This is a genomic window from Marinovum sedimenti (assembly GCF_054052205.1).
In genome coordinates this window covers 3,035,288-3,055,916 of record NZ_CM133223.1, presented here as the reverse complement: position 1 = coordinate 3,055,916, position 20,629 = coordinate 3,035,288, and the positions used below count along the sequence as shown (strand labels likewise).

General features: G+C 61.0%; 20 protein-coding genes. 7 read left to right on the top strand and 13 right to left on the bottom strand.

The window, feature by feature from the left end; all coding sequences use genetic code 11:
- Positions 1-24: 24 nt before the first annotated feature.
- The 7 genes from trpB to ACW9UO_RS14645 form a co-directional block, all read right to left on the bottom strand.
- Complete coding sequence (gene trpB / locus ACW9UO_RS14675) at positions 25-1,257, bottom strand: tryptophan synthase subunit beta (protein ID WP_457086517.1); 1,233 nt, start codon at positions 1,255-1,257, stop codon at positions 25-27.
- A gap of 213 nt (positions 1,258-1,470) precedes the next feature.
- Positions 1,471-1,905, bottom strand: a complete 435-nt coding sequence (locus ACW9UO_RS14670; protein ID WP_457086516.1) for a F0F1 ATP synthase subunit epsilon — start codon at positions 1,903-1,905, stop codon at positions 1,471-1,473.
- Positions 1,906-1,959: 54 nt separating this feature from the next.
- Complete coding sequence (gene atpD / locus ACW9UO_RS14665) at positions 1,960-3,384, bottom strand: F0F1 ATP synthase subunit beta (RefSeq protein WP_457086515.1); 1,425 nt, start codon at positions 3,382-3,384, stop codon at positions 1,960-1,962.
- Between the two features lie 16 nt (positions 3,385-3,400).
- The gene (locus ACW9UO_RS14660) at positions 3,401-4,282 is read right to left on the bottom strand and encodes a F0F1 ATP synthase subunit gamma (RefSeq protein ID WP_457086514.1); all 882 of its coding nucleotides are present in this window, start codon (positions 4,280-4,282) and stop codon (positions 3,401-3,403) included.
- Positions 4,283-4,294: 12 nt separating this feature from the next.
- Positions 4,295-5,833 carry a F0F1 ATP synthase subunit alpha gene (gene atpA / locus ACW9UO_RS14655; RefSeq protein WP_457086513.1) on the bottom strand — a complete coding sequence of 513 codons (1,539 nt, stop codon included), beginning with the start codon at positions 5,831-5,833 and terminating at the stop codon, positions 4,295-4,297.
- Positions 5,834-6,436, bottom strand: a complete 603-nt coding sequence (locus ACW9UO_RS14650; protein WP_457086512.1) for a F0F1 ATP synthase subunit delta — start codon at positions 6,434-6,436, stop codon at positions 5,834-5,836.
- Positions 6,437-6,684: 248 nt separating this feature from the next.
- The gene (locus tag ACW9UO_RS14645; protein WP_457086511.1) at positions 6,685-7,431 is read right to left on the bottom strand and encodes a methyltransferase domain-containing protein; all 747 of its coding nucleotides are present in this window, start codon (positions 7,429-7,431) and stop codon (positions 6,685-6,687) included.
- Between the two features lie 63 nt (positions 7,432-7,494).
- Here ACW9UO_RS14645 and gloB point away from each other — a divergent pair, with 63 nt between their 5' ends.
- Positions 7,495-8,265, top strand: a complete 771-nt coding sequence (gene gloB / locus ACW9UO_RS14640; RefSeq protein ID WP_457086510.1) for a hydroxyacylglutathione hydrolase — start codon at positions 7,495-7,497, stop codon at positions 8,263-8,265.
- A 173-nt stretch (positions 8,266-8,438) separates the two neighbouring features.
- A complete protein-coding gene (gene clpA / locus ACW9UO_RS14635; RefSeq protein ID WP_457086509.1) occupies positions 8,439-10,769 on the top strand; it encodes an ATP-dependent Clp protease ATP-binding subunit ClpA in 2,331 nt (776 codons plus the stop codon).
- 86 nt (positions 10,770-10,855) lie between these two features.
- On the opposite strand, the gene ACW9UO_RS14630 is transcribed toward clpA, so the two are convergent.
- The 5 genes from ACW9UO_RS14630 to lgt form a co-directional block, all read right to left on the bottom strand.
- Positions 10,856-11,656, bottom strand: coding sequence for a Hint domain-containing protein (locus ACW9UO_RS14630; protein WP_457086508.1), 801 nt, complete (start codon positions 11,654-11,656; stop codon positions 10,856-10,858).
- A 318-nt stretch (positions 11,657-11,974) separates the two neighbouring features.
- Positions 11,975-12,112: a hypothetical protein gene (locus ACW9UO_RS14625; protein ID WP_457086507.1), complete on the bottom strand. Its 138-nt coding sequence runs from the start codon at positions 12,110-12,112 to the stop codon at positions 11,975-11,977.
- A 261-nt stretch (positions 12,113-12,373) separates the two neighbouring features.
- Complete coding sequence (pgeF, locus tag ACW9UO_RS14620; RefSeq protein WP_457086506.1) at positions 12,374-13,129, bottom strand: peptidoglycan editing factor PgeF; 756 nt, start codon at positions 13,127-13,129, stop codon at positions 12,374-12,376.
- Entirely contained in the window at positions 13,126-14,187 is a 1,062-nt protein-coding gene (locus ACW9UO_RS14615; protein WP_457086505.1) for a class I SAM-dependent methyltransferase, read from the bottom strand. Before ACW9UO_RS14615 ends, pgeF begins: the two co-directional genes overlap by 4 nt.
- On the bottom strand, positions 14,184-15,068 hold the full coding sequence (lgt, locus tag ACW9UO_RS14610) for a prolipoprotein diacylglyceryl transferase (RefSeq protein ID WP_457086504.1): 885 nt from the start codon (positions 15,066-15,068) through the stop codon (positions 14,184-14,186). The genes ACW9UO_RS14615 and lgt overlap by 4 nt, the downstream gene beginning before the upstream one ends.
- Positions 15,069-15,161: 93 nt before the next feature.
- Here lgt and ACW9UO_RS14605 point away from each other — a divergent pair, with 93 nt between their 5' ends.
- Both ACW9UO_RS14605 and ACW9UO_RS14600 read left to right on the top strand, forming a co-directional pair.
- The gene (locus ACW9UO_RS14605; protein ID WP_457086503.1) at positions 15,162-15,407 is read left to right on the top strand and encodes an accessory factor UbiK family protein; all 246 of its coding nucleotides are present in this window, start codon (positions 15,162-15,164) and stop codon (positions 15,405-15,407) included.
- 343 nt (positions 15,408-15,750) lie between these two features.
- Positions 15,751-17,400 carry a BCCT family transporter gene (locus tag ACW9UO_RS14600; protein ID WP_457086502.1) on the top strand — a complete coding sequence of 550 codons (1,650 nt, stop codon included), beginning with the start codon at positions 15,751-15,753 and terminating at the stop codon, positions 17,398-17,400.
- Positions 17,401-17,471: 71 nt separating this feature from the next.
- Here the strand turns inward: ACW9UO_RS14600 and ACW9UO_RS14595 are convergent, their stop codons facing one another.
- The gene (locus ACW9UO_RS14595) at positions 17,472-18,623 is read right to left on the bottom strand and encodes a GAF domain-containing protein (protein WP_457086501.1); all 1,152 of its coding nucleotides are present in this window, start codon (positions 18,621-18,623) and stop codon (positions 17,472-17,474) included.
- A gap of 321 nt (positions 18,624-18,944) precedes the next feature.
- On the opposite strand from ACW9UO_RS14595, the gene ACW9UO_RS14590 reads away from it, so the two are divergent.
- Genes ACW9UO_RS14590 through ACW9UO_RS14580 form a run of 3 tightly spaced genes read left to right on the top strand, consistent with a single transcriptional unit; the run spans position 18,945 to position 20,626 of the window.
- Positions 18,945-19,445 (top strand): type III secretion system chaperone family protein, encoded by a 501-nt coding sequence (locus tag ACW9UO_RS14590; protein WP_457086500.1) that lies wholly within the window; start codon positions 18,945-18,947, stop codon positions 19,443-19,445.
- Between the two features lie 34 nt (positions 19,446-19,479).
- The gene (gene proC, locus ACW9UO_RS14585) at positions 19,480-20,295 is read left to right on the top strand and encodes a pyrroline-5-carboxylate reductase (RefSeq protein ID WP_457086499.1); all 816 of its coding nucleotides are present in this window, start codon (positions 19,480-19,482) and stop codon (positions 20,293-20,295) included.
- A complete protein-coding gene (locus ACW9UO_RS14580) occupies positions 20,288-20,626 on the top strand; it encodes a tRNA-binding protein (protein ID WP_457086498.1) in 339 nt (112 codons plus the stop codon). Before proC ends, ACW9UO_RS14580 begins: the two co-directional genes overlap by 8 nt.
- The last annotated feature ends 3 nt before the right edge of the window (positions 20,627-20,629 follow it).

Genomic DNA, 20,629 nt, shown 5'->3' with positions numbered 1-20,629 from the left:
TCCATTGATGGAATTTTGCCCCGCTCAGTCGACGTCGGACATGTCAAACCCAAGGTGTTTCGCCACGGCAAAGATGTCTTTATCGCCGCGCCCGCACATGTTCATGATGATCAGGTGATCTTTCGGCAGATCGGGCGCGATCTTGGCAACATGCGCCAGCGCGTGGCTGGGTTCGAGCGCCGGGATGATGCCCTCGCTTTCGCAGCACAGCTGGAAGGCGGCGAGCGCTTCCTTGTCGGTGATCGAGACATACTCGGCGCGCTTGGTGTCGTGCAGCCAGGAATGCTCGGGTCCGATGCCGGGATAATCGAGGCCGGCCGAGATCGAATACCCTTCGAGGATCTGGCCGTCGTCGTCTTGCAACAGATAGGTGCGGTTGCCATGCAACACGCCCGGACGGCCGCCGGTGAGCGAAGCGCAGTGCTCCATCTTCTCGGTCACGCCTTTGCCGCCGGCTTCGACGCCGATGATGCGGACAGATTTGTCATCGAGGAACGGGTAGAACAGGCCCATCGCGTTCGACCCGCCGCCAATCGCGGCAATGATCGTGTCGGGCAGACGGCCCTCGGCCTCTTGCATCTGTTCCTTGGATTCCTTGCCGATGATCGCCTGAAAGTCGCGGACCATTGCCGGATAGGGGTGCGGTCCCGCCACGGTGCCGATGCAATAGAAGGTGTCGCGCACATTGGTCACCCAGTCGCGCAGCGCGTCGTTCATCGCGTCTTTCAGCGTGCCCCGCCCCGACGTGACGGGAATAACCTCGGCGCCCAGCAGGCGCATGCGGAACACGTTGGGCTTTTGCCGCTCGACGTCATGCGCGCCCATGTAGACCACGCATTTCAGACCGAACTTGGCACAGACGGTGGCGGTGGCGACGCCGTGCTGCCCTGCCCCGGTTTCCGCGATGATCCGGGTCTTGCCCATGCGCCGCGCCAGCAGAATCTGCCCGAGCACGTTGTTGATCTTATGCGCGCCCGTGTGGTTCAACTCGTCCCGCTTGAGATAGACTTTCGCGCCGCCAAACCGCTCGGTCAGGCCCTCGGCGAAGTACAGCGGGCTGGGACGGCCCACGTAGTGCTTCCAGAGGTAGTCCATCTGGTCCCAGAAGCTTTGGTCGGTCTTGGCCTTTTCGTATTCCTCCTCAAGCGACAGGATCAGCGGCATCAGCGTTTCGGACACGAACCGCCCGCCGTAATTGCCGAAACGGCCGTTTTCGTCAGGGCCGGTCATGAAAGAGTTGAAAAGGTCGTTGGACATGGGTGCACCTTTGTCGGTTTCGCCGCATTGAATACCGCCGCATCTTCGGGAAGGAAAGCCTTTGTGATGGCTTTGGCGGGCCTGGGTGCGGAACTGGGGCCCGATCTGTCAACAGATCGGAACCGATCCATTGATGGATCGGCCCGCGTCGCGCGCAAACGAAAACGGCGCGCCCGGAAGGGCACGCCGTTGTCTAACGTTATCAGAGGGGGCTCAGAGGCTCGGCTGTTGCGAAGACAGGCCGATTTCGCCGCCCATCGCCACCATGTCGGCCACCAGCTTTACCGCTTCGTCAACGGCATTGGTGTCCGGCTCTTTCGCCTCTTTCGCCGACTTATGCACAGCCGCCGCTTCGGCAACCATCTCGTCAAGCATCTCTTGCGTCATGTCCGCACGCGGGATCGCGCGTTCGGCCAGAACGGTCACACCATCAGCTTTGATCTGGGCAAAGCCACCGGTGACGACATATTCCGTCGTCTCGCTGCCTTCGATCCGCAGAACGCCGGGGCGCAGGGTGGTGATGGTCGGGGAATGATCGGCCATAGCCGTCATATCGCCGTCCGCACCGGGGATCTGAACCGAAGTCACCTTGAGCGAAGCAAGGCTGCGCTCGGGGCTGACCAGGTCGAATTGCATTTCATCTGCCATTCATGGCCTCCATTCGGATGGGAAAAGGTGCGCAATTGCTGCGCACCCTACCACTTAGGCCGCGTTGGCAGCCATCTTCTCGGCTTTGGCTTTCACTTCGTCGATGCCGCCAACCATATAGAAGGCCGCTTCGGGAAGGTGATCGTATGCGCCGGCCACAACATCCTTGAAGGACGAAATGGTGTCTTCGAGCGGCACCTGAACGCCGTCGGAGCCGGTGAACACTTTGGCCACGTCGAACGGTTGCGAGAGGAAACGCTGGATTTTACGCGCACGCGCAACAGTCAGCTTATCTTCTTCCGACAGTTCGTCCATGCCGAGAATGGCGATGATATCCTGCAGCGATTTGTAACGCTGAAGGATGTTCTGGACGTCCATCGCAACTTTGTAGTGCTCTTCGCCCACAATCGCCGGGTCCATCAGACGCGACGAGCTGTCGAGCGGGTCAACGGCCGGATAGATGCCGAGCTCCGAAATCGCACGCGACAGAACGGTTTGCGCGTCGAGGTGCGCAAAGGTTGTGGCCGGTGCAGGGTCGGTAAGGTCATCCGCGGGAACGTAAACGGCTTGGATCGAGGTGATCGAACCGCGTTTTGTCGAGGTGATACGTTCCTGCATTGCGCCCATGTCGGTGGCCAGTGTCGGCTGATAGCCCACAGCAGACGGGATACGACCGAGCAGAGCCGACACTTCCGAACCCGCTTGGGTAAAGCGGAAGATGTTGTCGACAAAGAACAGAACGTCCGAACCGGTCGAGTCGCGGAACTGTTCGGCCAGTGTCAGGCCGGTCAGAGCAACACGCATACGCGCACCGGGAGGCTCGTTCATCTGGCCGTAGACCAGCGCAATTTTCGAGTCCGCCATGTTATCAGGAGTGATAACGCCGGATTCGATCATTTCGTAGTAAAGGTCGTTGCCTTCACGGGTCCGCTCACCAACACCGGCGAACACGGACAGACCCGAGTGCACCTTGGCGATGTTGTTGATCAGTTCCATGATCAGAACGGTTTTGCCAACGCCGGCACCACCGAACAGACCAATTTTACCACCCTTGGCGTAGGGGGCCAGCAGGTCGATGACCTTGATGCCGGTGATCAGAACTTCGGCTTCGGTCGCCTGATCCGAGAATTCCGGAGCGGGCTGGTGAATCGAGCGGGTTTCGCTGGCTTCGACCGGGCCTTTTTCGTCAACCGGCTCGCCGATGACGTTGATGATGCGGCCAAGTGTGGCCGTGCCAACCGGAACCGAGATCGGGCCGCCGGTGTCTTCAACCTGCTGACCGCGAACGAGGCCTTCGGTGGCTTCCATCGCGATAGTCCGGACGGTGTTTTCACCCAGGTGCTGGGCAACTTCCAGAACCAGGCGGTTGCCGTTGTTGTCAGTGGTCAGCGCGTTGAGAATCGCCGGCAGCTCATCGTCGAACTGTACGTCGACAACGGCGCCGATGACCTGGGTCACTTTGCCTTGTGCGTTTGCCATTTTAGGTCTCCGGTTCTTAGAGCGCTTCCGCGCCCGAGATAATTTCGATCAGTTCGTTGGTGATGACGGCCTGACGCGAGCGGTTATACTCGATGGTCAGCCTGTCGATCATGTCGCCGGCGTTGCGCGTGGCATTGTCCATTGCGGACATCCGCGCGCCTTGTTCGGACGCCGCGTTTTCCAACAGCCCCGCAAAGATTTGTGTCGCAACACCGCGCGGCAGCAGATCGGCCAGGATGGCCTCTTCGCTGGGCTCGTAATCATAGAGCGTGCTTGCGCCCGCATCCTCGTCCGCGTCCACTTCGAAGTGGGCCGGGATGATTTGTTGCGCCGTTGGGATCTGGGTCACGACGTTCTGGAACTTCGAATAGAACAAAGTCGCCACGTCAAATTCACCCGCGTCAAAGCGGCCCAGCACGTCCTTTGCAACGTCTTGCGCGTTGGCATAGCCCACACGTTTGACTTCGCTCAGGTCGATATGGCCCACCAGATGCGCAGCATATTCACGCTTGAGAACGTCACGGCCTTTTTTGCCGACGGTCAGAATTTTGACCGTCTTGCCTTTGGCCAGCAGCTCGTCAGCACGGTTGCGCGCCAGCTTGGCAATGTTGCCATTAAAGCCGCCACACAAACCACGTTCCGCCGTCATGACGATGAGCAGATGCACATCGTCACTGCCGGTGCCCGACAAAAGCTTGGGCGCGCTGTCGCTGTCGCCCACCGATTGTGCCAGCCCCGCCATCACGGCGTTAAACCGTTCGGTATAGGGACGTGACATTTCGGCTGCTTCCTGTGCCCGCCGCAGTTTTGCGGCGGCCACCATCTGCATGGCCTTGGTGATCTTGCGGGTCGATTTGACCGACGCGATCCTGTTTTTCAGGTCCTTGAGATTTGGCATAGCCCTATCTCCTTATGCGAAGTCAGCGGCGAATTCATCCAGTGCAGCACGGATCTTGTCTTCGGCTTCACCTTTGATCTTGGGGTCTTCATTGGTGATGAAGGCCAAGAGATCGCTGTGCTTGGAGCGCAGATGCTGAAGCAGACCCGCTTCGAACCGGCCAACTTCGGACACTTTGACCTTGTCGAGATAGCCTTTGGTGCCAGCGAAGATGACGCAAACGATTTCCGCGTTGGTCAGCGGCGAATACTGCGGCTGTTTCATCAGCTCGGTCAGACGCGCGCCACGGGCCAGCAGCTGCTGGGTTGCGGCGTCGAGGTCGGAGCCGAACTGCGCAAAGGCCGCCATTTCGCGGTACTGAGCAAGCTCGAGTTTCACCGGACCAGCAACCGACTTCATCGAGTTGGTCTGAGCGGACGAACCAACCCGCGAAACCGACAGACCGGTGTTCACAGCAGGACGGATGCCCTGATAGAACAGTTCGGTTTCAAGGAAGATCTGGCCATCGGTGATCGAGATCACGTTGGTCGGGATAAACGCCGAAACGTCGCCACCTTGGGTTTCGATGATCGGCAGAGCCGTCAGCGAGCCCGAGCCATTGTCTTCGTTCAGTTTCGACGAACGTTCCAGCAGGCGGGAGTGGAGATAGAACACGTCACCCGGATAGGCTTCACGTCCGGGCGGACGACGCAGGAGAAGCGACATCTGGCGGTAGGACACAGCTTGCTTGGAGAGATCATCGTATACGATGAGCGCGTGCTTGCCGTTGTCACGGAAGTATTCGGCCATGGCTGTCGCGGCATAGGGTGCCAGGAACTGCATCGGTGCCGGATCGGACGCGGTGGCCGCAACGACGATGGAATAGTCGATGGCACCGGTCTCTTCGAGACGTTTCACCAGCTGGGCCACAGTCGAACGCTTTTGGCCAACGGCGACATAGATGCAGTACAGCTTCTTGTCTTCGTCGTCGCCAGCGGCTTCGTTGTAGGATTTCTGGTTCAGGATCGCATCGAGAGCCACGGCAGTTTTGCCGGTCTGACGGTCACCAATGATCAGCTCACGCTGGCCACGGCCAATCGGGATCATCGAGTCAACGGCTTTGAGGCCGGTCGCCATCGGTTCGTGAACCGATTTACGCGGGATGATGCCGGGGGCTTTGGCGTCTGCGATACGACGCTCGGAGGCGTTGATCGGGCCTTTGCCGTCCAGCGGGTTGCCAAGACCGTCAACAACGCGGCCAAGCAGTTCGGGGCCGGCAGGCACGTCAACGATCGAGTTGGTGCGCTTGACGGTGTCGCCTTCTTTGATGTCACGGTCGGTGCCGAAGATCACGATACCGACGTTGTCGGTTTCGAGGTTCAGCGCCATGCCCATGATGCCGCCGGGGAACTCGACCATTTCACCCGCCTGGATGTTGTCGAGGCCGTACACACGCGCGATACCGTCACCGACGGAAAGCACGCGGCCCACTTCGGCAACTTCGGCTTCTTGCCCGAAGTTGTTGATCTGCTCCTTTAGGATCGCAGAAATCTCGGCTGCTTGGATACCCATTTATCCGACCTCTTTCATTACATTCTGGAGGGAATTGAGCTTGGAGCGGATCGACGTATCGATCATCTTCGAGCCCACCTTGACGACAAGACCACCGATGAGGCTTTCATCGACAGTCGCATTGACTTTCACATTTTTGCCCACGGATTTCTTCAGCGTTTCGGCCAAGGCCTTCGCTTGCGCGTCACTCAGCGCACGGGCGCTGGTGACATCCGCGGTCACTTCGCCCTTATGGGCGGCAATTTTGTCGCGCAGCGATGCAATCAGCTGCGGCAGCACGAACAGACGACGCTTGGATGCCATCAGACCGAGGGTCTGGATCAGCACCGGACGCAGGTCCATCTTTTTGGCAATCGCGGTGATTGCCGCGCCCTGCTCTTCGCGCGAATAAAGCGGGTTCTTTGTCAGATCACGCAGCTCTTCGCTGGAACCCAGCGCAGCCGACAGATCATCGAGGTTTCCTTCAAGTTCGGCAAGTTTGCCATTCTCGTTTGCGATCTCGAACACTGCCGTCGCATAGCGATTGGCAATGCCGGAGGAAATCGAAGCTGGTTCGGACACGTCCACCCTTCCGACTATCTGGCCCCGGTTGGCCACGAACATGTGACTTCCGGGGGCGTTTCTCGGCCTTGAAGGTGTTCAAGGCGCAAAATCACGCCGGATGTAGCAGAGCCTTCCTAACCTAGCAACAGAGATGAGGGTTTTTAAGGGCGGTGGATTAATTAATAATTTCAACGCCTTGATCCATGTGCGACCTATTGCGCCCCCCTAGACCCCACAAAAAGCCTGCAATTTCGTGAAGATAGACGATTCCTTCGCCCTATATTTCACCGGTTATGGAATGTTAGCGCCTAAACTGGCTTGGCCTCTTTTACGGGCTTCGGACTAAGAACTTCGAGCGGATTGGGCACCCGAACCCGCGTGCCGGGGCCATGCGGGGCCTGAACGCGCTTTGACGCCTCGACCATCAGCACACCGGCGGGCAGCGGCAGACCAAACCTTTGGCCCGAACGTTCCCAAACCGGGCCGGTCTTCATCCAGAACCGGCGCGGCGAGGGTGGTTGATGCAGCGCGGTGGCATGGGTTTCGGGCATAAAGCCGTGGGTGCGCAACTGAGTCTCAAGCTGGCTTTGGGTGTAGGGGCGGCCAAAGCCATAGGGCGTGGCATCGCTGCGCGACCACAGCCCGGCGCGGTTGGGCACCACAAACAGCACCTTGCCCCCCGGCCCAAGCACGCGGTGGCATTCCTCAAGCAGTTGCGACGGCCGTTCGGATGTTTCCAGCCCGTGCATCAGCACCAGCTTGTCGATCCGCCCGGTGTCGATCGGCCAAAGGGTTTCTTCGGTTAAAACCGAGACATTCGGCATGCCCGCAGGCCAGGGCATCACCCCCTGCGGCCCCGGCATAAAGGCAATCACCCGCCGCGCCTCGGCCAGATAGGGGCGCAACAGCGGCACAGCAAAGCCAAAGCCCGCCACCGTCTGTCCCTTGGCCTCGGGCCAGATCCGCAGCATCCGGTCCCGCACAGCCTTTTGCGCCGCGCGCCCGATGGCGCTGCGGTAATAAAAATTCCTCAGGTCCTGCACATCCAGATGCATTGCGATCCGTGCTCCCTTGCGCCAGACTTGAGGGCCACTCTAGCAACGGAGCCGCGAATTGCCATGCCCCTTGAGCTCGTCACCATTCCCTGCCTGTCCGACAACTACACATATCTCGTGCATGACGCCGAAAGCGGCGCGACGGCAGTGTTCGATGTGCCCGAAGCCAGACCGATTCTCGACATGCTCGACAGTCGCGGCTGGACGCTTAGCCATATCTTTCTGACGCACCACCACGCCGACCATGTGCAGGGCGTTTCTGACCTTTTGGCCAAGGCCCCTGCCCCGGTTTACGGCGGCCGCGCGGATGCCCACCGCCTGCCGTCGCTGGACCACGAACTGGGTGAGGGCGACAGTATCGCCTTTGGTGGCGAAACCGTTGAGGTGATGGCGGTGCCCGGCCACACCACCGGCCATATCGCCTATCACCTGCCCGGCTCGGCCATACTGGTGACGATGGACAGCCTGATGCACCTCGGCTGTGGCCGCCTTTTTGAAGGCACCCCGGAGCAGATGTTCGACAGCCTGCAAAAGATGGCCGCCCTGCCGCCCGAAACCACCGTCTGTTCCGGCCACGAATACGCGCAAACCAATGTCCGTTTCGCCCTGACTATTGACCCTGACAATCCCGCACTTATCTCTCGTAGAGATGAGATTGCAGCGGCGCGCGCAGCGGGGCGCGCCACTGTCCCCACAACTCTGGCACAAGAGCTGGACGCCAACCCCTTTCTGCGCTGCCATGTCCCGGCAGTTCAGGCTACGGTTGGCCTGGCGGATGGCACCCCACTGGCCGTCTTTACCGAAGTGCGAAAGCGCCGCGACAGCTTCTCCTAGCTTATGCTGCACTGCCGCAAATCACGGCGCTGTGCCCACAGTGTTTGGAAATGTGACCGGGTTCGCAAAGAAAAACCTTGAAGCGCGCCAAAGATCGACCAAACTTTAACCTTATGAGGCCATGGTTGGTGCGCAACCGCCCGCCGACCCAGATCAGAAGGAGCACGGAAACAGTGCCTTCATTCTCTAATACGCTTGAACAAGCGATCCACGCGGCCCTGGCCTTGGCCAACAGCCGTTCTCATGAATTCGCAACGCTGGAGCATTTGCTGCTGGCGCTGATTGACGAACCCGATGCGACACGGGTGATGAAGGCCTGTTCGGTCGACACCGAAGAGCTTCGCACGAAGCTTGTGGAATATGTCGATGCCGATCTCGCCAACCTCGTCACCGATATCGAAGGGTCTGAAGCCGTGCCAACGGCCGCCTTCCAGCGCGTGATCCAGCGCGCGGCGATCCATGTGCAATCCTCTGGCCGCACCGAAGTGACCGGGGCCAACGTGCTCGTCGCGATCTTTGCCGAACGCGAGTCGAACGCCGCCTACTTCCTGCAAGAGCAGGACATGACGCGCTATGATGCGGTGAATTTCATCGCCCACGGCGTGGCCAAAGACCCCGCTTATGGCGAGGCCCGCCCGGTTTCGGGTGCGCAGGACATGGACGATGAGGCGCAAGCCGCCGACAGCGCACCAGAGGCGGACCAGAAGGAAAGCGCTCTTGGCAAATACTGCGTTGATCTCAATGAAAAGTCCCGGCTTGGCGACGTTGATCCTCTGATCGGCCGCGAAAGCGAAGTTGAACGCTGCATTCAAGTGCTGTGCCGCCGGCGCAAGAACAACCCGCTGTTGGTGGGCGACCCCGGTGTGGGCAAAACCGCCATCGCCGAAGGCCTCGCGCGTAAGATTGTTTCGGGGGAAACGCCCGAAGTTCTGGCCAATACCACGATCTATTCGCTCGACATGGGCGCGCTTTTGGCGGGCACCCGCTATCGCGGCGATTTTGAAGAACGCCTGAAAGCCGTGGTGAACGAGCTCGAAGAACACCCCGACGCGGTGCTGTTCATCGACGAGATCCACACCGTGATCGGTGCCGGGGCGACCTCGGGCGGCGCGATGGATGCCTCGAACCTGCTCAAGCCTGCGCTTCAGGGCGGCAAGCTGCGCACCATGGGCTCGACCACCTACAAAGAGTTCCGCCAGCACTTCGAAAAGGATCGGGCACTGGCGCGTCGGTTCCAGAAAATCGACGTGGTGGAGCCTTCGGTCGAGGATTCGGTTAAGATTCTCAAAGGCTTGAAGCCGTATTTCGAGGATCACCACCACATCAAGTACACCGCCGACGCCATCAAAAGCGCGGTGGAGCTTTCGGCGCGCTACATCACCGACCGGAAACTGCCCGACAAGGCCATCGACGTGATCGACGAGGCCGGTGCGGCGCAACATCTGGTGGTGGAATCGCGGCGTCGCAAGACCATCGGCACCAAAGAGATTGAGGATGTTGTGGCCAAAATTGCCCGCATCCCGCCGAAAAACGTCTCCAAGGATGATGCGCAGGTGCTCAAGGATCTGGAAACCAGCCTGAAACGGGTGGTCTTCGGTCAGGACGCCGCCATCGTGGCGCTCTCCTCCGCGATCAAACTGGCCCGTGCCGGTCTGCGCGAGCCAGAAAAGCCCATCGGCAACTATCTGTTTGCCGGGCCAACAGGCGTGGGCAAAACCGAGGTGGCCAAGCAGCTGGCGGATACGCTGGGTGTGGAACTGCTGCGCTTTGACATGTCGGAATACATGGAGAAACACGCGGTGTCCCGTCTGATCGGCGCGCCTCCGGGCTATGTTGGGTTTGATCAGGGCGGCCAGTTGACAGACGGCGTCGACCAGCATCCACACTGCGTGCTCCTGCTCGACGAGATGGAAAAGGCGCACCCGGATGTCTATAACATCCTGTTGCAGGTGATGGACCACGGTTCGCTGACCGACCACAATGGTCGCACGGTGGATTTCCGCAATGTGATCCTGATCATGACCTCCAACGCCGGCGCGACGGAACAGGCAAAGGCCGCCATCGGCTTTGGCCGCGACCGCCGCGAAGGCGAGGATACGGCAGCGATCGAACGCACCTTTACGCCGGAATTCCGCAACCGTCTGGATGCGGTGATCAGCTTTAAGCCGCTGCCGAAATCGGTGATTTCGCAAGTGGTCGAGAAGTTCGTGCTGCAACTCGAAGCCCAGCTGATGGATCGCAACGTGACCATCGAGCTGACCAAACCCGCCGCCGAATGGCTGGGTGAGAAAGGCTATGATGATAAAATGGGCGCGCGGCCTCTGGCGCGTGTGATCCAGGAGCACATCAAAAAGCCGCTGGCCGAAGAGCTTCTGTTTGGCCAACTGGCCAAGGGCGGCGTCGTGCGGGTGACGATCAAGGACGGCAAAATCGATCTGCAGATGAGCGGGCCAGACAAACCGCGCATTGCAGGCAAAAAGCCGCCCCTGCTGACGGCGGAATAAACCGCGCATCCTTTGCGCAAATCAAAGGCCCGGCTTCGCGTGAAGCCGGGCCTTTTTCGGTTCACCCCACGCGGTGCCGGGGGGCGTTAGCCGCTCGCGCGCAAGCCGTCTAGCATCTCCATCTCGACCCGTGGGTAGGACAGCGGACCGAAATCACGCGGCTGCGTAACCGTCGGGAAAAGCGACATAAACAGGTTCTGCGCCGAGGCCCCCATCTTTGCAACCGCCCCGATGCCGGGATGATAGCTCTCGATCTCAAGCCCCCCGGCCTGGATCACGGCGTGCCGGGCGAGCATCAGGTGATACACTTTGACCGCGCTCGGCGGCGTCACCCGAAACACGCTGAGTCCGTCGATAAAATCCGCCAGCGGCGTCAGCACATGCCCCTTGCCATTCGCCGCGCGAAATTGCGGCGGGTTGTGCAGCATCGCCGCCCCCGGCCCAAGCACGAGATCGCCAGCGGGGCGGCCCATGCCAAGCGCATCTGCCGTCACCCGGATCAGCCCGTCAAGCACGCCCGACCCACCCGTTTGCCCCGGCAAGATCGTCGTGGATCCGATCCAAAGCACGCGCTGCGGCCCTTCGGAGGAGTTCACCATATCGCCGGGCAGCATGTCTTCGATCGCGAGCGGCCCTTGTGGCGTTGCAATCAAAGTGCCGCGCGCAATGCCGCAGACGGCGCGCTCAAACGTTTCCGTTTGCGGCACGACATGAACGCTGTCTTGAATAGAGAAATCGGGGCCCAGAGAGCTGACTTCGATCCGGCGCATAAGCGCCATATCGCGTCGAGGCTGCGCGTCCCTGCGGGCAAATCGATCCTTGGACGGGACCGGATAGGAACGGGTGTCGTTTGGAAACCGCTGCTGCGGCAGGTGGGGAATCGTCATGGCATGCTTCCAGCTTATTGGTCACATCCGCATCGGCCCCACCGACAACGTCAGATCGACAACATCAATTCATTACTAACCCCTACAATATCGCTTATTTCTGCCGGTCCGTCAAAAAATGGCGCTAATTGATACGCTTACCATCCACAATCCACCCCTGCCCGCCCGATTGTCCCCGTTTCAGCCGCGCGGTTTGCCACAATTCGAATCCGGGCGATTCTGGTGCAGTTGGCCATCCGACTCCGCCAAAAGCAAAAAACCGCGCCCATTTTCGGGGCACGGCTTTTTCGAGGGATGTCGGGGGTCGGAAGACCGGGATCAGGCGCTTTTGCGCTGCTCCACCACACCTTTGCGGCGGGCAATCATCACCTCACGGCGATAGCCACGCTCCCATGGCATTTCGGTGCGGGTGGTCTGTGCGGTTTTCACGACGGATTGGATAAAACGGGTTTTCATGTCGCTCTCCTGAAATCTTTCGGCGGCCGGTCTGACCGCTCTTACCCTACCAAGATGACGGGTATTTCCGGCAAGCTTGGGGCAAAACAGAAAATTTTCAGCAAAGTTTACGCAATTGCACGGGCCAAAATGGGCACCGCCTGAATATACAGAATATGTCTAAATATCAGAAGGATAGTCCATATATCCTTTTGGCGCGGCCCGGGGTTTGTGGCGGCACTGCGGCGGTGGCCTGCCCCGCCACTGCCGCAATCGCTGAGATCAGAGGGTGATGGCCGAGATCAAGCGCCCGTAATCCGCCTCGGCGGCGTGCACCGAACGGCGATAGGAATAAAAGCGATCCGGGTCGGAATAGGTGCAGTGGCGAATCCAGGCGGCCTCGCCGACGCCCGCCGTGCGGAGCCGGTGCACTCCGAAACCGGGAAGGTCAAAGAGATAGCGATCGCCCTCGCCGCGCGCAAAGAACCGGCTGCTGTCGGGGTCCTCGGCCATGAAATCCTCAAGGAACTCCGGCCCGACTTCATAGGCCTGCTGCGAGATGGCCGGGCCGATGACCGCGTGCACACGGCCGCGTGCCGCGCCGAGATCTTCCATCGCGTCCAATGTCGCCTCGAGGATGCCATCCAGCGCGCCGCGCCATCCGGCATGCGCCGCACCGATCACCCCGGCCTGCGCATCAGCAAACAGCACCGGCTGGCAGTCCGCGCTTAGCACGCCAAGCGCCAGTCCGGGGCGGTTTGTGACCATCGCATCGGCTTGCGGCGGGGTGTCAAACGGCGCGTCAACGGCCAGCGCCGTGGCCGAATGCACCTGATGCACGGTCAAAAGGTTGCGCGCCTCCACCCCAAGACTGTCGGCCACCCGGCCTCGGTTGATCGCCACGATTTCGGATTGATCAGACGACCCCATCCCGCAGTTCAACCCGGAAAACACGCCCGAGGAAGCGCCGCCGCGGCGAGTGTAAAACCCGTGGCGCAGCGGGGCGAGAAGATCGGAGGAAAGAATTTCGAGCGTCATGTGTCCAGTCCCGGTATCGGCGGGGCATCCTTTGGCAACAGCCCCAGCACTTTGAAGAGAGTTCCCATTTCGTCGGGGTGCGTCAACCGCCGATGTGCCGCAATATGCGCCTCAAGCGCGACAGGGGCCAACCCGTTGGCCAATTGCTGCGCACGCGGCGTAATGCCCAACCGTTCGAGGAACACACCCTGCGGTGTCAGCCGGGTGTGGGCACAGGGCGCGGCGGCTGCGATGGCCTCGAAATCCACATGCGCGGTGAGGTCGGCGGTGCCGGGGCCGTCGAGGATATCAACAGGGTCATGCCGCCGCAGCGCCTGAAGCGTGTCGCCCAGGGAGTGCCAGTCGCCATAATCCACGATCAGCGCCGCGCCGCCATGCGCCGCGATACGCCCGCCGATGGCTTCGGTCACGGCGGGAAAGGCCGGGGCGATTTCAACGATGTCGCCGTCGCGGGTGTCGGCCAAACGGTGCGCCAAGGCATCAATCGGAGCGGCTTCGGTCCGGCCCAGCACCAGCGCGCCGTCCTTGGCTCCGACCCGGCGTTCGCACCAGCCGGCGCCTTGCCGCTCGAACTGGCGCACCGGCAGTGCGTCGAAAAATTCGTTGGCAACCAGCCACAAAGGCGCATCGGGCAAGTCGCCGGCGTGGTCGGCCCATGTCACATCATGGTCGCCCAGTGCCGCTTTTTGGCGGGCGCGCATGGTGCCCGAGGCTTCGACCAGCACCACCTGCGCCGCCTCGACAAACCCCGGCACCTTGCGCCCCACCCGCAGGATATCGGCCATCAGGGTGCCGCGCCCCGGCCCCAGTTCGGCCAGTGTAAACGCCGCGGGCTGCCCCTGATCGATCCAGCTTTGCGCCAACGCGAGGCCGAGCATTTCACCAAACATCTGGCTAATCTCGGGCGCGGTGGTGAAATCCCCCGCCGCCCCCAGCGGGTCGCGCGCGGTATAGACGCCGTGATCGGGATGCAGCAGGCAGGTGGCCATATAATCGGCCATCGAGATCGGCCCGGTCGCGCCAATCCGTTCGAGCAAAATCTGCTCTAGCGGCGTCATGCCGGGCGTTTCCGCGCCACCAGGTACAGGCCCACCGCGATCATCGGCAGGGACAGCATTTGCCCCATCGTCAGGCCCAGACCGCCGATCTGCCAGGCCAGTCCCAAAGGATTGCCGTCGCTGACAAACTGCGCGTCGGGCTGGCGAAACAGCTCAACAAAGAACCGCGCCGCGCCGTACCAAGCGAGGAAAAATCCGGTGATCCGCCCCGGCGTTTTCAGCCAACCGCGCGCCAGCGCCAGCCAGAGCAGCAGCGCGCCGAGCACCAGCCCCTCAAGCCCAGCCTCGTACAGCTGGCTGGGATGCCGGCCACAGATCTCGCCCACCGGCTGGCCACAATCCTGCGCCGCCGTGCCGGGAAAGGCCACGGCCCAAGGCACATCGGTCGGGCGGCCCCAAAGCTCGGCGTTGACGAAGTTCGCCAGCCGGCCAAACAGCAGCCCCGGCCATGTGCCCAGCGCCAGAATATCCGCCATCCCGAGCCGCGACACACCCTGCCGCGCGCTCCAGATCCACGCGGCGAAAACGACCCCGAGCAATCCACCGTGGAACGCCATGCCGCCCTGCCAGATCATCAGGATCTCAGAGGGGTTCTGCAGGTAATACGCCGGTTGGTAAAACAGCACAAAGCCCAGCCGCCCACCAAGAATGATGCCCAGAATGATCCAGGTCATCAGATCTTCGAGCTGTTCGCGCGTCATCGGCGGGCTGTCGTTTCGCCAGAGCGCCGGGCGCAGCAACAGGCGCACCCCCAGCCACCAGCCGAGCAGAATGCCCGCGATATAGGCCAGCGCATACCAGCGCAAAGCAAACGCGAAACCGAAGACTTCGATTGAGAAAATCTCGGAACTGAGCGGGGGGAAAGGGATCATCGCCAACATATCCGCTCCTTTGCCTTTCACTATTGCCAAGGTCAACCTTGTCGCCCGGCAACAGCGCCGCCATATAGTATTAAAATGTAACGGAGAGACCCCATGCAAAGCCGCAACAAGGTATTCGACGACCTGTCACAACTGATGACCAACGCAATGGGCGTGGCTCAGGGTGCAAAAACCGAAGCTGAAACCGCGATGAAATCGATGATGGACCGCTGGCTGGCGGACCGCGATTTTGTGACCCGCGAAGAGTTCGACGCCGTGCGCGCGATGGCGCAAAAGGCCCGCGAAGAAAACGAGACGCTGAAGTCTCGGCTTGACGCGCTGGAGCGCAAGGACGTCTGAGGCCAAACCCCCAAGACACCTAACGAAAACGGCCGGGCCCAGCGCCCGGCCTTTTTTTATGCGCGATACCCGTGACTTGCTTGGCGCTTGGCCTAGCTCCCTTGCGGGGGGCGGCTGGCTGATGTTTGCATCTTTGGGGTTTTTGCACCTACTATGCGGCGGCGGGCCTATGCGCACATGGGCGCGGAACCGATCCATCAAAACGGCGGTAATGGCCGATCTTGTCGCGGAGACAGATCACCATGCGCGGGCAAATCACAGTCCCGCATCGCTTTGATAAAAACGAAGGGTGGCCGACCACGCCACTCGAAAACACATATCCAAGGGGCAAGGAAATTGTGCAATGACTGACACAAACACAGACCAAGGCATTCCGCCGCCATCGGGCGCGTCGGATGTGATCGATACCGATTACGAGATCGGTCAGGACAACCTCGAATCCAGCGTTGGCCCGATCGGGTTTGACATTCACAACCCGGTCTTTTTGATTTCGAGCATGTCGATCGTGGCCTTCGTGGCCTATGCGCTGGTTGCCCCGACGCAGGCGGCCGAGTTCTTTGGCTGGCTCCGCCCGGCTCTGACCTCGACCTTTGACTGGTTCTTCCTCTGGGCCGCGAACATCTTTGTGATCTTCTGCCTGTTCCTGATCGTGTCGCCCTGGGGCAAGGTCCGGTTGGGCGGGCGCGATGCCAAGCCGGACTATGGCTACCTCGGCTGGTTCGCCATGCTGTTTGCCGCCGGGATGGGCATCGGGCTGATGTTCTTTGGCGTGCTGGAGCCGGTGTATTATTTCGGCACACCCTGGGGCGATGCGCCTTTGGGCGCGGCGCGGCCCTTTACCGAAGATGGCGTGCTGATCGCCGAAAACGTCGCCGAAGCCCGGCGCATGGCGCTGGCCGCAACGTCGTATCACTGGGCGCTTCACCCTTGGGCGATTTACGCCGTGGTGGCGCTGGCCTTGGCGCTGTTCACCTATAACAAGGGACTGCCGCTGACGATCCGCTCGGCGTTTTACCCGATCTTTGGCGAGCGGGTCTGGGGCTGGACCGGCCATATCATCGATACGCTGGCGGTGTTTGCCACGCTGTTTGGCCTTGCCACATCGCTTGGTTTTGGCGCGCAGCAGGCGAACGCCGGGCTGGAATACGTCTATGGCGTGCCGATGAGCGTGACAGTGCAGGTTATCCTGATCATCGCGATCACCGCCGTGGCGCTGATTTCGGTGATGCGGGGGCTTGATGGCGGGGTCAAAGTCCTGTCCGAGATCAACATGGTCATCGCCCTGTTGCTGTTGCTGTTTGTGCTGTTCGCGGCGGGTGCCGGCACCATCCTGTCGGAATTCGGCAAGGGCGTTGTCGCCTATTTCCAAGAGGTTATACCACTGTCAAACCCGCATGGCCGCGAAGACACCGGCTATATGCAGGGTTGGACCGCCTTCTATTGGGCGTGGTGGATTTCCTGGTCACCGTTTGTTGGCATGTTCATCGCTCGGGTGAGCCGCGGCCGCACGGTGCGCGAATTCATCACCTGCGTGTTGATCATCCCGTCGTTTGTCTGCCTGTTGTGGATGGCCGTGTTTGGCGGCGCAGCGATTGAACAAGTGCTCGCGGATCCTGCCGGAAGTGCCGTCAAGGCGCAGGTGATCGACAGCTACAATCCACCGCTGTCGCTGTTTGCGATGCTGGGAAGCCTGCCGCTGGCGGGGATCACCTCGACCATCGGGATCGTGCTTGTGATCGTGTTCTTTGTCACCTCGTCGGACAGCGGATCGCTGGTGATCGACACCATCACCGCCGGTGGCAAGGTCGACGCACCGCTGCCGCAGCGGGTGTTCTGGTGTACGTTTGAGGGGCTTGTGGCGATTGCGCTGCTGATCGGCGGCGGGCTTGGCGCGCTGCAGGCGATGGTGATCTCGACCGGCTTGCCGTTCACCGTCATCCTGTTGCTGATCTGCGTGGCGATCATCAAGGGCCTGCGCTCAGAGCCGCGCTAAGCGGGCCTGATCACAGCGAAAATTGCGGCGCGCGGGGTATTCAGCCTGCGCGCCGCTTGCGTTTCAGAGGGTCACTTTTCCAGCTCACCGATGGGAAAGGCGATGTCGTGCTGCACCCCGGACGCGAGCCAGCGCCTGTCATGCGTGCCGCGCAATTGGCCGGTGATCGTCATGTCGACAAGCCTGCTGCCAAAGCCCTTCTTTGTCGGTTCGGCGCTCACCGCCGGGCCGCCGGTTTCCGTCCACGTCAGGCGGAACAGGCCGTTGTCATCCTGCCAGCGCAGATCAAGCCGCCCCTCGGGCACCGAAAGCGCACCGTATTTGGCGGCGTTGGTCGCCAATTCGTGCAGCACCAGCGCCAGTTGCGTGGCGCAATTGGCCCCGATCATCAGGTTCGGACCGTCCAGCGTCATGTGGTTGCCACCCGGCACCACATGCGGCTCGATCAGCGTGGCCAGCAGCGTCGAGACAACCGCATCGCCGCTGCCCGTGGCATCGCCGGTGATCGCGGGGCGGATGATTTCATGCGCCTGCGCCAATGCAGCCAGACGGCCGCGCAAGGCATCGGTCATCTCTTCCTTGGTGTCGCTCATCCGCGCGGTCATGTTGATCATGCCGCCGGTGATGGCGAATATGTTCTTGATCCTGTGGTGTAATTCCTCGGCCAAAAGCTGGCGGGCGTTGACCTCGACCCGCAGCCGCAGCTCGGCCTCTAGGAAACCGGACAGGTCGGTGAGGATCTGCAATTCGCTCTCGGTCCAGTCGTGCGGCTCGCTGTCGATGGCGCAAAACGAGCCGAGCGTCGCCCCGTCAGGCGCATGGATCGGCACCCCGGCATAAGCAACAACGCCAAGGTCTTCGATGGCGAGGTTGTCGCGCAGCATCGGATGTTCGCGGGCGTCGGCAATGGTCATCGGCCGGTCGCCAGAGACAACGAATTGACAGAACGAATGGCTCAGCGGCGTTTGCATATCGGTGGCCGCCGGTTCCGGCAGACCGGTCTGCGCCTTGAAGAATTGCCGCTGGCCATCAACAAGCGACACAAGGCCAACCGGCACGCCGATGGCTTCGGTGGCGATGCGCACCGCGCGGTCAAACGCCTCTTCTGCCATGGTGTCCATCAGGGCGGACAACTCAAGGCTCTTGAGCCGAACAGGATCGTTCAGCCGATCACTGTGCAATTCGATGGGCTTCTTCGGAAAATCATTGTCTGTGCTGGGCAAGCCAGAGGCCTCCTGGAATGGGTCGGCAATTGCCTCCGCAAATGCGCCTGCCACCTTATGCGAGGTCTGCCACATGTGCACGGAGTTAGTTTCAAATCGGTTGGCTCACGCCGGGGCAATCTTGTTACGGCGATAGTTAGTGCTAAATTCCAATCCATCCACAACTTATTGCGAGTCACACGCAAATATCGCTTTACATGAAAGCCCTCGACCCGCACCATATCGGGTAGGGGCTGCGGTTATGCCCACCGCCCCTAGAGCAGGCACCTAGCGCTTGGGGCGCTGCCACCCCCTTGTGCTAATAAAACAAAGAGGTGGCGCATGGCACTTTCCGAGCAGTATCTGGAGGACGACCTCCACCCCATCGACATCGTCGAGCATATCGCCGACCACAACGACTGGGATTTCGACCGTATCCACGATGATCAGATCGCTATGGCAATTGAGGGCCAATGGCGCACCTATTCGATTACGCTGGCCTGGTCGGCCTATGACGAAACGCTGCGGCTGATTTGCAGCTTCGAAATGGAGCCGCCCGAAGAAAAAACCCCGCAGCTCTGCGAGGCGATCAACGCGATTAACGATCAATGCTGGGCCGGCGCGTTCACTTGGTGGGAGGGCCACCAGCTTATGGTCTATCGCTACGGTCTGGTTCTGGCCGGCGGTCAGGTCGCCAGCCCCGATCAGATCGACACGATGATCAACGCCGCTGTGATGAGCTGCGAGCGCTATTACCCCGCGCTGCAACTGGTTGTCTGGGGGGATCGTAGCCCGAAAGAGGCGCTTCAGGTTGCCATTGCAGAGGCATACGGCCGCGCGTAACACTCGCCCCTGAATGCAAAGACAGGAGGGGGCGATGACCTCAAATGATCTGGCCGAACGCGGCCTCGTGCTGCTGGGATGCGGCAAAATGGGATCGGCGATGCTTCGAGGTTGGCTGGCCGATGGCCTGCCCGCGACGTCGGTGCATGTGATCGACCCCAACCCCTCGGACTGGCTCTCGGAGCAGGGCGTTCACATCAACGCCCCCCTGCCCGCCGCGCCCGCGATTGTGCTGATCGCCGTAAAACCCCAGATGATGGGCGATGCCCTGCCCGCAATCAAAGCGATGGCGAATGGCGACACGCTGTTCCTTTCGGTGGCTGCCGGCGTGACGCTGGCCAGCTTTGAGGACGTGCTTGGTAGCAAAAACCCGATCATCCGCGCCATGCCCAACACCCCCGCCGCCGTCGGGCGTGGGATCACCGCGCTGTTTGGCAACGCGGGCGTGACCGGCACCCATATGGAACTGGCCGAAGACCTGTTGCAGGCGGTGGGCCAGACCGTGCGGCTTGAGACCGAAGAGCAGATGGATGCCGTCACCGGCGTTTCCGGCTCTGGCCCGGCCTATGTGTTTCACCTGATCGAAACGCTGGCGGCGGCGGGCGAGGCACAGGGGCTGCCTTCGGATCTTGCGCTTAAACTGGCGCGGGCCACCGTGGGCGGTGCCGGCGTGTTGGCCGAAGAGTCCGACGACAGCCCCAGCCAGTTGCGCGCCAATGTGACCTCACCCAATGGCACCACGCAGGCCGCGCTTGAGGTGCTGATGGACCCGGTGACCGGCTTTCCACCACTGCTGAACCGCGCGGTCAAGGCGGCAGCGGACCGGTCGAAAGAGCTGAGCAATGGCTGAGATCACGTTTGACGACTTCCTCAAGGTCGACATCCGCACCGGCACCGTTGTGCGCGCCGAAGCCTATCCCGAGGCGCGCAAACCAGCGATCAAGCTATGGATCGACTTTGGTGCGGAGATTGGCGAGAAAAAGACCTCGGCCCAGATCACCGCGCATTACACGCCCGAGAGCCTTATCGGCAAACAGGTGATGGCGGTGGTGAACTTTCCCCCGCGCCAGATTGGCAAGTTCATGTCCGAGGTGCTGACGCTGGGCGTGTCGGACGCCGAGGGTGGGATTGTGCTGCTTGAGCCGGGTCAACCGGTCGCCAACGGCGCGCGGATGCACTGAACC